Here is a 13,987-nt window from a genome sequence, read left to right as displayed (position 1 = left end):
AAAAAGCTTCTTGCCGCTCATGATGATGAGGCAAGAAGCTTTTCATTTTTAATTAGGCACGAACATCTCCTTTAAGACTGGTGTGTTCCTGCATTTTCTATTTTCGAATACAAAGACATGATACGTCTCGCAGCTTCTTGGTATCCGCCAGCGTTACGCAAGGAGTCCCCTACCTGTATCGCACGCTCTTTGTAGGTGGATTCGTTCAACACTTGCAACAAAGCATCCTTCAAAGCTGTCGGTGTAAGCTGCCCTCTGTCTAACATGATACCCGCTCCTAGCTCCTCCACCCGCTTCGCCACAATCGGTTGATCGGAGCTTAATGGAATCATGACGAGTGGCACATGAAAATAGAGAGCCTCACTCGTACTGTTCATGCCAGCATGTGTAATAAAAGCATCGGCTTGCTGGAGCACTTCCAGTTGCGGAACGTACGGCTCAACGATGAAGTTGGGCGGAATATTATCACCCAGCGACTCCAGCTCCGTATCTCTTCCGCAAGAAAGTACAAATTGAGCCGGGATGTCTTGAAAGGCTGCAAAGCACAGTTTGTACAATTCCACATCCTTGGTCAAAATACTGCCCATGGAAATGTATACGACCTTATCGTGTGGAGAGCGAAGCATTTCAAACGGAAAAGTAGGAACATCAGGACGCGAAGTAATCGAGGGTCCTGTAAAAATGTAGCTATCGTCCAGCTTGTCAGCATCTGGTTGGAATTCACGGCTGGTAAAGACAATCTTCATGTGCCCATACTGGCGGGTAATATCTTCAATGGCAGGTACGGCTACGTTGCATACACGAGCGATGCTCTGTGCAGTCTGCGTCACTCGTTCATAAAGTGTATCCACATCCACATCTACATCACTTGCATCAAACACTTCAACAATCTGGCTGAGCGGTTCAGCAAATGCCAGGTTGGTTACGGAGCAGATCGTCGGGATTCCTAACTTCTCCCCTAAAATAGCCCCTCCCCACCCAAACAAGGAGTCAAAAATCAGGTAATCAAATGATTCGTTTTCTATCTGCCGGAGAATCTCGGGAATGTGGGGTTCAATAATGCCTCGTAGCATAAAATCGGTGAAATGAAGAGGGTGTTTGAATTCTGTTGGGTTAAAACCTAAATCACGAGATACTTGTTCATCCAATTGATAAGCGCGGAATTGCGCCCCAGTCTGGGCAAGCCTATCCCGATATTCTTCTGAGCACATATAGACGACTTCTTCTCCGTTGTCGACTAGCTGCTTCACTAATCCCAATGTAGGATTCACGTGACCATCTGCTGGAATCGTAACATACAATACGCGTGCCACTCACTCCACCTCCAAAAGAATATTCAATTAGAAAATGTTTCCATTTCATTATAAGCTAGATGTGTGGTGAAAATAGTTAAAATCCAAATATTTCATAATTTGTTCAATATTTTATATGAAGATGTTTAGTATTGCGGGTAAACCCTTGTATTCCAAGGATTTCGGAAACACAAAAATCCCTCCAGCCATCATTTCTCCATGTGAAGGGATTTGCATCCATTTTATTTAATTAGGAAGCCCCGAAGGCCCGATGCCTACAAGGAGTTCAACTTCTGTACTTTTTTGAGATATTGAAAATATTCCTCTCGAAGCGGGTGCTTTTTACTCAACCACGGTTTACTATCTTCCCCTGTGTAGTGAATAATCGCCGGATCTATTCGCAGGTTGCTTTTATAAAGATGCTTGGACTGATAATTCCACTTTGTGTCAAGCTGAAGCCAATTATCATGAAGAATCGCATTCATCGGATCTTGACTGGGATAACGAATAATACTTTGGTTCTTTTTCATGTAATCCATAATCTTTTTTGTGATATTATGCTCTCTCCATTTTTTCAAATTCATGACTAATACGCCCGCATTAAAGTAATCACAGTCATCCGGAATAGCCAGGTCGACATGTCTTAACTTGTTTAACCCTTGCCAAGAATCCATCACCGCTGCAAGGAAATATTGATCAACTTTTGTGTTCCATAATGGAGTGATGTCCTTTTTAATAACGATATCACTGTCCAAATAAATCACTTTTTCAACTTCTTTGTCCACCAGGTCTGGAATAGAAATTCGATGATAAGTTTCCTGAGTAAGATGATCACGGACGAGGAATCCATCGTATAGGGTCGGATCAATCGTTACATATTTGATTTGAGCATGGAATCGTTTCACAGTTTTCGTTAAGATGGATTTATTTTCCCTAGAGACTTGACTGTCAATAACGTGAACGATGACTGGGTTTTTAGAAACCTTATTTTCAAAAAGGGAATATAACATGACTGCGAGATGTATAGCAAAACCATCATTAACGGCTGTTACAATATGAATCGTGCCCACTATTCTCCCACCCCATATCCTTATTGAGCTATATATACACACTATTCATGGACAGCGTTGGTTTGTGTGATGAAAATACCTAATTATTTCTAGATGGGAGCACAATTCACAGCTGCAGACTTCCGCTGATGCGGCTTTTTTCTGTGATCGATCAGAAAACCGTTATACGACTAGAGCATGTTCCATCCATCCCCATAAAATATATAAGCTGAGAGAACGACTCGAATTCGGCAATGACCTTATCCCATAAGTAGCGGTATGGGGGTAATTTGTCCAAGCTCCAGACAGGGAACAAGAAAGTACCTATTTAAAAGGGTGATGAAATATGATCTCCTTTGTGGTTGGCAGAGGTATGGGCCATCTCGGTAGATGCATTAGCATAACGGAAAAATTGCAGCAACACCATCTTCCCATTCACGTGTTTGCCTTTCGGGAAACACATGACTACTTATCGAAAAACCTGCACAATGACGTCCAATTGAAAGCCTTTAAATCCAAAAAATTCGAGGATGGTAAGCAAACCACACTATTAATAAATGATTGGCGCTCCGATGTGCCTCGATTTCGTAGTGAGGGAAAAGTCGGTGGCAACACAAAGGTCGTGACCCTTTATCACAGTGACTTTATCATCGATAAAAATGATTCAGCTCCGATGCAGGAATATAAAAATCGCATCGTAGAAATCGCCAATCAATCCGATATCTTTCTGCACATGAATCTTATTCCGCCTAAGCAGACCCATCCGCAAATGAACTGCATCTATATCCCTATTCCTTTAATCACCAGGGAAATCAGCCAGTCCCCGGAAGAAGTGCGACGCATATTAGGCCTTCAGCAGAACGAGTCGTTTATTCTGGTTCACATGGGTGGCGGACTCGCTAACCGTTATGAACAGATCGTGAAGTGGTATGATCAAATAAACTCGCTTGCCGGCCGCTATCGATTTGTTGTAGCTGGGCAATTGGCAGATGAAGATTACCCATTCGATGAAAGGATCATCAAAGCCCCTCTCATCCCGAATGGCAAAAATCTTGTACAGGCGGCCAGTCTGGTCATTAGCAAACCGGGCATGGGCATTTTAGGAGATTGCATCTCTACAGGAACCCCCTTGCTTTTCCTTCCGCCGGATGATGCGGAACGCGAGCAAAAAATAGATATGCTGCGAGAATTAGCTAACAGTGATACGGTATCGATCCAGGAACCAGAAGAGATTGTATCAAAGATCGAGCATGCGTTAGCAAATAAAGAGGGCATTCAAAAAAGATTTCGTCTCGTCCCTACCAACGGCGCTGAGGTCGCAAGTAAAATTATCGAAATGGCATACCGCATCCCGCTATCGAAATTGCCAAAAAAACAGGAAGATCTCTTGCGCTTGACGCCGTATAGCTCATTTGGAAATAAGGACTGATGACTTTGAAGCAAACAAGGAGGACTGTCTTAGGTAGAAGATCAATTTCTACTTAAGACAGTCCTCTTACTTTTGCTCATTCCCCCTTATATGCGTCGAGTATATTTTCGATTAGAATACATCAGTACTGTTCTACTATCGGCAGAATGTCAAATTCTTTAACAGGTATATCCTGATCTCATTGGAGGCTTTTACTACTATCATGAACAATCAACAACATACCAACGTCAAAATCGTCACAGCCGATCCTAGCGCGATCGGTTTGTTCGGACTGGCTATCGTTACGTTCGTAGCTTCTTCGCAAAAGCTTGGACTGACGGAAGGTCTTGGACTCGTGATCCCTTGGGCAATTTTCCTCGGTGCATTTGCCCAACTTTACGCATCTATCCTCGATGCGAAGCATAACAACACATTCGGGACGACCGCTTTTGGAGCGTATGCGTTCTTCTGGTTCGCGACCGCAAGTAGCTGGCTTGTGAAGCTCGGCGTATTCGGTGAGACACTCGCTGCTTATGCTGAGATGGGTATCGCTCTTCTCTCCTTCTACGGTGCAGGGGCAGCAGTGCTAAATAATCACTTTGGCAAAGTATTCCTTCCTGTCGGTCGTCCGTTTGGGATTTTTAAGGAACGTTCTTAGTTTGGTAACCGCTCTTTTCGCTGATCTGCGAGGGGGCGGCTTTTTCTATTCGTAGAAAAGCATCCGTGGATCGTCACAACAACAAGGCAGGGTAACATATCCGCTTCATCTACAATATGATATGCCTAGAACACTCTAAAGGGGTGAGCCGATGGCAGTCGTAAAAGCCAGGAACAGTGATATTGACATGTTGGCAAGGTTGCTTCGAGCCGAAGCTGTGGGTGAAGGCGAAATGGGGATGCTCCTTGTTGGAAATGTTGGCATTAACCGAATAAGAGCGAATTGCTCCGATTTTAAAGGAATCCGGACCATTCCCCAAATGATCAACCAGCCGCATGCGTTTGAAGCTCTGCAACATGGTATGTACTACCAAAGGTCTAGAGATAGAGAACGCCGTCTGGCACGACGGGCTGTGAATGGGGAGCGGCATTGGCCGGGCAAATTCTCCCTCTGGTATTTTCGTCCGGGAACGGCGCAAAATCCCCTGCCTTGTCCGCCGACCTGGTATAATCAGCCGCACGTAGGACGATACAAGCTTCATTGTTTTTATGAGCCGACCGCGAAAGAATGTGAAAATGTATACAATACTTTTTAAATTTATTGAAGAAAACAGCACAGGAATTACACTGCCCCAAGCGAAAAAAGGGGCAGTTTTTTTTTGAAAAGCTGGTGCGGTAATGTGATAAAGCAGTATTCGCTAAGTGTAATATGATTCCAACAGAGGCACCATTTTCGAGCGAAGTTTTTAACCTGCTTAAACTGATCGGTGTCCCTCAATGTCCACCAATCAGTCTATAGGTTTGAAGAATTAAAGTTTCCTCCATCTATTCACTCCCATATTCTTCTCTAGTTTGTGACTAGGAAAAGCATTTACATTTTATGGAATAAATTGTAATATTTATATGATTTCTACCATTTGTCAGGAGGGAAAATTGATGAAGTTAAAGAAACTGATGTCAGCTCTCGGACTTACGGCTTGCCTACTTTCCATGTCGTCTTCTGCATTCGCTATGGGCGATGCCAGAGAACCCGATAGTCGGGACACACCAAATTATTTCCAAGGGATCGTCGATAGTTTTGAGGGTACCATTGCAAAACAAGAATATGGAATGGATCAAGACTACTTTAGATGGACGAACAACACTGGGCAAGGAAAATCATTTTACATTAATTTCGACACCTATCAAAATCGTAGCCTAGACTATCAGATTTTTGAAATAGACCATAACGGTCAAGCCTATCAAGTATTTAAAGATACCGGACGCGAAACCTGGTTTGTATATTTGCCTGCTAACGGTGATCTTAGAATAAAAGTTGGTGCTCAAGATGCAATAAGAGTTGACCCCAATGTGAAATATATCATTTCCTTGAGTGAGCGTCCTTGGTGGAACTAGATTTGTTATAAGATTTAGAGAGCTGCTTAGAAACGTGGTACAAGCAGCTTCTCTAAATCTTTTGCTTTCTACATGTAAAATTCTCATCTGCTGCTGTCGGATGGGTGGTTCCGCAAATCACCTTTTTTTCAGGTCCTTATCCTAAATCCGAAACTTTATCACTCACTCGTAATGCTTGCATTCCGTTCCCCTCCCCAATTCCACAGGCCTTGCTGGCCTTTCTCCGGAATCGGATCTATCCGTCATGTCCCAAGCACAACGTCCGGTTTCAAACCATCCGAAAGAATCCACTTTAAGACAAATCCGTTTTCGTTCTCTATCTGATACAAAGTCAAAAGTTTTTGAGGTTATACAAGAGGCAGAAAAGATTAATCATATCTTCCCTTTTTCAGTATATCTAATGTGGACGTAGGTAGATGGGAATTTTGGCTGAAATATATCTTTACAGTATGAACAAGCTGTAAGATATGCCCCACCATATACTTTTTCTGGTTATCTAAAGATTATTTCCGAAACTACCGATATAGTTAGTATTCCAGAAAATATTTACTGTGAGCATATCTAATTGAAGTTATGCTTACATCTCAAAGGAGGATACCTTATGAAGATTCGAAATCATACTAGAATTTTTAAATTAATCGCTAGTTTATCTGTTATTTTCGCTACTGTAAATTATCCAGTTATCTCTTTTGCCGAAACAGATGATTCTAGTTTAGTCAGTGAAACAAGCAACGCAGATGACATTAATACCGGTATAGCAGACTTAGACTATGATAATGACGAAGTTTTAGCAGTAAGTGGTGATGAGATAGATAGTTTTGTTCCAAAAGAAGGAATCAATCCAAAAGGTAAGTTTATAGTCATCGAACGTAAAAAAAAGTCACTTGCAACTTCTCCAGTCGATATTTCCATTATTGATTCTATGACTAATCGCACTTACCCAGGAGCATTACAACTTGCAAATCAAGCTTTTACAGAAAATAAACCTAGTGTATTACTGGTACCAAGAAAACCTTTGACTATTAGTATTGATTTACCAGGTTTGAAAAAGGAAAATTCAATTACTGTGGATAATCCAACATACGGTAATGTGTCTGGAGCAGTAGATGAGCTTGTATCTAAATGGAGCGATGAGTATTCCGCAACACATACTTTACCTGCGCGATTGCAGTATGCAGAATCAATGGTTTATAGCAAATCTCAAATTGGAAGTGCTCTGAATGTTAACGCTAAATATCTTGATTCTACATTAGGAATTGACTTTAATGCGATTTCTAATGGAGAGAAAAAAGTGATGGTGGCGGCATATAAACAAATTTTTTATACGGTAAGTGCGGAACTGCCTAACGATCCATCCGATCTTTTTGAGGATAGCGTTACTTTTAAAGATTTAAAACGTAAAGGGGTAAGTGATCAATCCCCACCTGTTATGGTATCCAATGTAGCTTATGGTAGAACCATTTATGTGAAATTAGAAACAACCTCTAAGAGCAAAGACGTAAAAGCAGCATTTAAAGCCTTGCTTCAGAATAAAGGCAGTGTAGAAACGAATGCCGAGTACAAGGATATTTTTGAAGACAGTTCCTTTACAGCTGTAGTATTAGGCGGAGATTCACAAGAGCATAACAAGGTCGTTACAAAAGACTTTAGTGAAATCCGTACTATCATTAAAGATAATGCGGAATTTAGCCTAAAGAACCCAGCATATCCGATTTCATATACAAGTGTTTTCTTAAAAGATAATGCAATTGCTGCCGTTCATAACAATACAGATTATATTGAGACTACAGCTACAGAATATTCGAAAGGTAAAATATCACTTGGTCATTACGGCTGGTATGTCGCTCAATTTGATGTATCCTGGGATGAAGTTTCCTATGATAAAAATGGTGAAGAAATACTCACACATAAAACGTGGGAAGGAAGCAACCAAGACAGAACAGCTCCTTTCAATACAGTCATTCCTCTGCCACCTAATGCAAAAAATATAAGGATTTTTGCGAAAGAATGTACCGGCCTTGCTTGGGAGTGGTGGAGAACCGTTATTGATGAGTACAACGTTCCATTATCTAGTGAAATTAAAGTTGAAATTGGAGGAACGACATTAAACCCAACAGGTGATATTACATTTAATTAGTTGTGAAAATAAACGGCTGAAACCCTTTTTATCAAGGACTTCAGCCGTTTCTCTTTTTCTTATTCCTTATTCAAATGAATAGCCGACGACCTGAATCGAATAAGGTCGTCGGCACGGATATCAAATTACAAGAAATCCACTTAGAGCAGAGTCAAGACACTATAATGTACTAAGCCGTAATTCATAAAAATACTGCACAATTGGATGCTTTAACTTCATCTTCTCGGCCATGTTTAAAATTCGCTTTTTTCCAACCCTTCTGTCCACCAAAGCTAGAATATTCAACAAGATATCATTACTCTCTATGCTTTCCTCTATAGAACTAGATAAAAACGTATTAGCCACAACGATAAAATTTGATTTGCTTAATGAAGCCTGTGCTGACAAAAGCTCCTTTGCATATTCTGATATTTTTCTATTTCTTGCAATTACTTTTAGACGATCCTCCGGAATGCCCTTGGTATCCTTTCTGACCGCTTCAATTTCTTCATCGCTGATAGGAATTTGGATATCTGAATCATTCTTAATTTCCTGCTCCGTCTGATACCATTTGATTGAGCTAGTTATATCACTCATATTGAGTACGTTCTTTTTATCTACGGCAATATAACAAATTCCTGATTTATCAGGTAAATAACGGTAACCGGTTGCACGGTATTCGACCCTTCCATATAACGCAGGACAGAGAAAGCTCTCCAGTTGTTTCTTCAATTTGCTCCAGGACATGTATCCTCCTATGTTTTCAAGGCCTACTACCAGTATTTGCGGCAGTTAGGCCGAAAAATAAGGGAAAACCAACTCCAAAATGTTTCCCCATCTTGTTTCCATTAAGATTACTTCCTCTATTAGAAGCAACAAGGTTTCATATATAGCCTAAGATAAAAAAGAGGGCTTTTCCACCCCTCTTTGCATTTCCGCTAATTATAGTGCGTTTTTAGGATGAATCGGACGACTAATGCATGACTCCCAAAAAGCTGGGACTAAGCTCTCAGCTTTTTTCTGTAAGTTGGAGACGTTTAACAGACAAAAAAGCAGAGGAAGTCCCTCTGCTACGCCAATACGTATCCACTATTTGTTCTTATTCTCTAACAGTGCCACACTCACCACATGTATCGAGTATCCAGTGAGAATAAATATGATGTATTCCCCACCCAATCTATAAGTAAGTCACATATCATCTCAATTCACTACTCCTCCTAAAAAGAAGTCCCTTGCCCACAAAATATTTCATTATTTCGAAACGAACAGGGAGGGCAACAGTTGCATCATTTCATTCACATGCGGTGATTCTCCAAACATGAGATGCTTGTTCCAATCTTCCGTGCCAAGTTCCCTATCACCCATTTTGATAAAACACAAACCTCTCCGATAGTAAATATCTTGTTCGTCTGCATCAGAAAACGCTAAGGCCTCTGTATAATCGGAAATGGATAATTGCCACTCCTCCTGTGCTTCATAGACCCATGCACGGTTGTAAAGGACAGTTGCATTTTTCTCTAGTGCAATAGCTTCAGTTAGATCAGCTATGGCCCTGTCATACTCCCCCATCTCATAGTACAGGACAGCCCTATTTGTCCAAGCGGCCATCATTTCCCTATCCTTGTTTAGGGCAGCTGTAAACGTTTTTAGTGCTTGATCATTATTGCCATCCGACATTTCAATTAAACCTAGTGTACACAGGAGCCGCGCATGATCAGGCTCTATTTCTAAACCGAATTCAGCATCTTTTCGGGCCATTTCGAATTTCTCCACTTGATACAATAATGTAGCTCTGTTAAGTAATCCATCAAGATTATCGGGGTCTATATCAAGCAAGTAGTCATAGTCCGCCATTGCTTTCTCCACATCTCCAAGACGATTGAAGGCAGTAGCTCGATTGAAATAAACCTCTGGAAACGGAGGACTAAGCTTTATCGCTTGGTCATAATCTTCAATGGCTTCATCCAGTCGCCCCATTCGGCTATAAAGGTTTCCACGATCAAAGTAATATTCTGGATAATTGGAATCAATCTGTATCACTTGGCTAAATGTTTCAGCTGCTTCTTCAAACCTTTTTAAAGCTACGTAAATCAGCCCTTTATTATGAAGCAACACCGAGCGATGCAACATATGTTCATCAGGAGCAAGAGTCTGATTTAACCTTTGCCATCCTTCCGTAACCAATCGAAGCGCTTCTTCAGGATTATCCATATGTAACTCTACTAAAGCCAATCCATTTTGGTTAAATACTTGTTGAAATGCACGTTCTTTTTCATCTTCAATCAATTCTGCCAAATCAATGGCTTTTTGTATCCATTCTTTCGCCTTCTCGTGTTCTCGTTCTCGGTGATGCCTCGTATAGTACATCGAAAGTCCATATGAAATTTGCATATGAACTCTAAAATCATCAGTGTTTGCGTACACTTCTCCTAAAAGCGTCGGTATATCATCAGTTTCACCCAATGCAGCCAGAGACGTAGCCATTTTCATTGTAAAATACCGGCTATTATCAAATTCGCTGCTCCAATTCGTCAGTTTCCGGCCACGTAGGCTCATATCGATAGTCGCATCGTAAAAACCCATGTTAATGCTATAACTAACTGCTTTAAACAACGCTTCGCTTGCTGATTTCTCAGAAGTACCGCGCTCCAGATGAAACGGAATGGCGCCTAAGTGCAGTGACCACTGCTCTTCTTTTATAAGAGATTCTGCCCGCTCTTCGTGAAGGCTCTGACGAATTTCAATAGGAGTTGCTTCATAGGCGAGCAATTCCTGCTCACAATCTGATGTGCAGTCAGAAAATATGTATCGTTTCGTTAGCTCAAGTCGCTGTTCGTCAGATAGATTTACTATCCCCATATCTTGTTCGATGTCAGAAAGAATAGTAGTAGGCTCCGTATACGTTTGTAACGCCTTTTTCAGGGCTTCATTTTCCGCTATTTCCCTTGAACTTACGATCACCTGAATCAGGTCAGACTTCGCACGACGCAGAAGTGTACTTATAAATTCTGCATCAAGTTGATCACAGGCCTGCACATTTTCAAAAACCAGGGTCAATTTTCCCATTCGTTCCCGATTCGCTAATGCCAATAAAAGATCGATCAAACCATTCGACATGCGAAGTGTACGCAATTTCGAATAATAACGTGTTCTCTCTTTCGGAATAGCAAGAGAGGTAAGTGTTTCTACACTAACAGGAATGACTGCTTTCAGTTCTGGTGCTATGGATAAGATCTCGATGCAGTGTGATAAAATCAAGTCTGGCCATTTCGAATAAGCCTCTGGAATAATCTGGCGCAGAAGGTCACCAGTACCTGTATAGGGTCCTCTAAGATTGCAATGACAATTGCTGACATAACATGTGGAGTATTGCTCTTCGAAGTACTTCTTTTCTCGGTCGCTGCGTCGAGATCCAATCAGCCATTGGTGTGTAATCGATTGTTTCATTTCGACTCATCCCCTCTGTTCCATTGATAAATTCCGAATTTCCCTTTTGTTTCTACGCTCTTTTAGGTATAGATAAAATACAATTCCATACTGGACTCCCGTTATAGACAAGAAAACAACGGAATCCCAGAATTTCATATCTTCTCCTGTAAATATGGAGAGAAAAATATTCGTTAAAAGTTGAATAGCGACCGGAATCATATAGAGCATCATTCCTGTCATCATCATCCAGCCAGTTGCGTAAAAAAAGCTGTACCATCTCGCTACCTGATGATCCCGTTCCGTATACTTGGACATATCGACCATCTTGTTCTTTTTTCCAATTAGTCCATACCATATATTTTTCAAATAGGAACGTGTAGCCTCCTGAAGATTTACACACCCCAACATCGTAATCATTAAATAATAGATATCTGTTTGAAGATGAAAATAAAATTGCCAGAGGAAACGCAACAGTGTTGTAAATGCTAGTCCCATACAATATGCAGCTATGATTGTCTTCTCACCTGTATTTATCCAAATTGCACCAGCAACGATCACCAATAAGGAATACCACAAAATATCACCGAACATTCCAACTAAAAATGGAAGAACACGCTTTCGTTTTGGGAATCCCCAAATACCTGGCATGGAAGAAGTGAAGACCAAAAAGTACATTCTTCTGCCTATACTTAGTTCTGACGGGATACCCAGTCTTCGTCCGGCAAGCATGTGCATCCATTCATGAAACAAGATCCCTGGAATCTGACCGATCGTCATGCCAAGAAAAATCACCATGGCGTATTCGGAAAATAAGATGCTTTGTCGACCCGGACGAATCTGTGGATATTGGTATAACAACCACAGGGCACAGGTTATGATGGCACCAAAAATCAGCCAACCAAGTGGAGAAAAAGCTAACTTACCCAACCATTGCCCCGATACTTTCTGAGCTTTCGTTTCCTTTTCCTCAACATCACAAATAAATGTCAGGTCACGTAATGTCTGCAAAAAATCATCCATGTCCACTTCATCGTGATAGGTATCTTGATACCAGGAATGCGCTTCGGCAACCCCCATGCCCTCTTGCAGTTTTCGTACAAGTGCTGCTCCATCCTCAGGAAAAACAGCAAACGTATCCGTCCCAAACCGCCCAATCAGGACTCCTTGCTTATCCTCCAGAAATGTTAACGGGTGTAATTGGATCATCCGATTTTCGTTCATGACTTTCCTCCCGGATGTTGTCATGCTATCTTCATAATTGAAAAAGAGGGGCAAATGCCCCACTTTTTCAATGTTACTGACAAATCTTTATGCCTGCTCACAAGTGCAGTCGTACATTGTGTTAGCTACTGAAGTCAATTTTACAGGCTCGGTTTTTTGCACAGTAATTTTTTTCATAATAATGCCTCCGATAAATTGTTATTTATACCATATTCGCGAATGTATGGTATATACTGGTAATGATAGCTTGCTATTTTCTGACTGTCAATAATTTTTTGACTTTTTTGAAAATAAAATATTTTCAGGAAAAATACAAGAAAACGAAGGTAGCTTTCATCTGCCACCAATTTTTCTATTTTTGCGATTCCATTTATTTTAATGCTTTTCCAATCTCCCACATTACTCCACCCTTTATATCTTAAGAGTCTTATCGCTTCCATTATGAATCAAATTTATTACGAAATAACCCTTCCTCATTTAGGAAGGGTCTAGACACCAATGATTCTTGCTTTCATTTTTCCGTACTAACAGTGTACAGCACTCCACATGTGACGAGTAGACAGTAGGGGTACTAGCCTCGCAGCGTGAATACATTGTTATGCGCCGTTACTGTCTTCGAAGCATCACCTAAAAACCTTTGATCAAGATTCCAACTCTATTTTTTACTTTGGTATAAAAACTCAACTTCACGATCTAGCAAATATCGATATTCAAATAATTGCATTGTTCTTTCCCTAATTCTCTCCCGTATAGCCCTGCCTAGGCTTACCGATCCTTGTGATCCAAGGTAACGATTATCAATAAATGTCTTCTCTACAAATTTTGTTTCCCTTAAGTGATACTGTAACCATTCTTTCTGCGATTCAATTAGTGCTTCTCTTGGTTCTCTATCCAACTTAGAAAGAAGCTTTTTATATATTTGATTCAACTCCTTATCCCAAATCTCTGTATATTTGCTTTCCAAAGCCCCCCATCCCAATGTTGTAATAATCTCTTTGGAATTTTGAAATTCATTAAATTCCACTTCGTAATCATGATCTATAGGATTCCGAAGCATTTCATCATAAAATTTTCCAGTCAAATCATAGTTCCCAATGTTCATGGATAACACTTCATTGTTAGAAGGATCTGATCGACCTTCAGTTATTTCTTTCGATTCTGTTCCATTACCTGTACTCACTACATCAGGAGGCAGTTCAGAATTCATTTTTGATTTAGTTTCGCTGTTCAAAGTAGTCGATTGACTAATATTTTGACAAGATGAAAACATTATCGTAATAAAAAGTAATAAGAGTATCTTACCTTTCATAAATTATCTCCTTAACTATTATCTTTACTATTTACCGGTAATGGCGCATAACGTCTTATTCACGAACTTCCTAAATAATCCCATATGTAGGGTATTCTCGAAAACTTTTGA

The 13,987-nt window shown here is 40.6% G+C and carries 12 protein-coding genes; 5 read left to right on the top strand and 7 right to left on the bottom strand.

The window, feature by feature from the left end; translation table 11 throughout:
* Positions 1-71: 71 nt before the first annotated feature.
* Together ACM6JA_RS11925 and ACM6JA_RS11920 are read right to left on the bottom strand one after the other, a co-directional pair.
* Positions 72-1,313, bottom strand: coding sequence for a macrolide family glycosyltransferase (locus tag ACM6JA_RS11925; protein ID WP_414852459.1), 1,242 nt, complete (start codon positions 1,311-1,313; stop codon positions 72-74).
* Between the two features lie 254 nt (positions 1,314-1,567).
* Positions 1,568-2,362 carry a glycosyltransferase family 8 protein gene (locus ACM6JA_RS11920; protein ID WP_414852458.1) on the bottom strand — a complete coding sequence of 265 codons (795 nt, stop codon included), beginning with the start codon at positions 2,360-2,362 and terminating at the stop codon, positions 1,568-1,570.
* Positions 2,363-2,687: 325 nt separating this feature from the next.
* On the opposite strand from ACM6JA_RS11920, the gene ACM6JA_RS11915 reads away from it, so the two are divergent.
* From ACM6JA_RS11915 to ACM6JA_RS11895, 5 genes are all read left to right on the top strand, one after another.
* Positions 2,688-3,770: a hypothetical protein gene (locus ACM6JA_RS11915; RefSeq protein ID WP_414852457.1), complete on the top strand. Its 1,083-nt coding sequence runs from the start codon at positions 2,688-2,690 to the stop codon at positions 3,768-3,770.
* Positions 3,771-3,972: 202 nt separating this feature from the next.
* Positions 3,973-4,407: an acetate uptake transporter gene (locus ACM6JA_RS11910; RefSeq protein ID WP_414852456.1), complete on the top strand. Its 435-nt coding sequence runs from the start codon at positions 3,973-3,975 to the stop codon at positions 4,405-4,407.
* Between the two features lie 151 nt (positions 4,408-4,558).
* Positions 4,559-5,002, top strand: coding sequence for a cell wall hydrolase (locus ACM6JA_RS11905; protein WP_007718606.1), 444 nt, complete (start codon positions 4,559-4,561; stop codon positions 5,000-5,002).
* 340 nt (positions 5,003-5,342) lie between these two features.
* Positions 5,343-5,801 (top strand): hypothetical protein, encoded by a 459-nt coding sequence (locus tag ACM6JA_RS11900; protein ID WP_414852455.1) that lies wholly within the window; start codon positions 5,343-5,345, stop codon positions 5,799-5,801.
* A gap of 601 nt (positions 5,802-6,402) precedes the next feature.
* Positions 6,403-7,938 (top strand): thiol-activated cytolysin family protein, encoded by a 1,536-nt coding sequence (locus tag ACM6JA_RS11895; protein WP_414852454.1) that lies wholly within the window; start codon positions 6,403-6,405, stop codon positions 7,936-7,938.
* Between the two features lie 159 nt (positions 7,939-8,097).
* On the opposite strand, the gene ACM6JA_RS11890 is transcribed toward ACM6JA_RS11895, so the two are convergent.
* The 5 genes from ACM6JA_RS11890 to ACM6JA_RS11870 all read right to left on the bottom strand — a co-directional run bounded on the left by ACM6JA_RS11890 (position 8,098) and on the right by ACM6JA_RS11870 (position 13,876).
* On the bottom strand, positions 8,098-8,664 hold the full coding sequence (locus ACM6JA_RS11890) for a hypothetical protein (protein WP_414852453.1): 567 nt from the start codon (positions 8,662-8,664) through the stop codon (positions 8,098-8,100).
* 504 nt (positions 8,665-9,168) lie between these two features.
* Positions 9,169-11,364, bottom strand: coding sequence for a tetratricopeptide repeat protein (locus ACM6JA_RS11885; RefSeq protein WP_414852452.1), 2,196 nt, complete (start codon positions 11,362-11,364; stop codon positions 9,169-9,171).
* A 6-nt stretch (positions 11,365-11,370) separates the two neighbouring features.
* Positions 11,371-12,423, bottom strand: coding sequence for a hypothetical protein (locus ACM6JA_RS11880; RefSeq protein WP_414852451.1), 1,053 nt, complete (start codon positions 12,421-12,423; stop codon positions 11,371-11,373).
* A 317-nt stretch (positions 12,424-12,740) separates the two neighbouring features.
* Complete coding sequence (locus ACM6JA_RS11875; RefSeq protein ID WP_414852450.1) at positions 12,741-13,007, bottom strand: hypothetical protein; 267 nt, start codon at positions 13,005-13,007, stop codon at positions 12,741-12,743.
* A gap of 215 nt (positions 13,008-13,222) precedes the next feature.
* On the bottom strand, positions 13,223-13,876 hold the full coding sequence (locus tag ACM6JA_RS11870; protein ID WP_414852449.1) for a lysozyme inhibitor LprI family protein: 654 nt from the start codon (positions 13,874-13,876) through the stop codon (positions 13,223-13,225).
* Positions 13,877-13,987: the final 111 nt, after the last annotated feature.

The sequence above is a fragment of the Brevibacillus sp. IT-7CA2 genome, from assembly GCF_949767855.1.
Classification (GTDB): Bacteria; Bacillota; Bacilli; order Brevibacillales; family Brevibacillaceae; genus Brevibacillus.
This window is presented reverse-complemented; position numbering and strand designations above follow the sequence as displayed.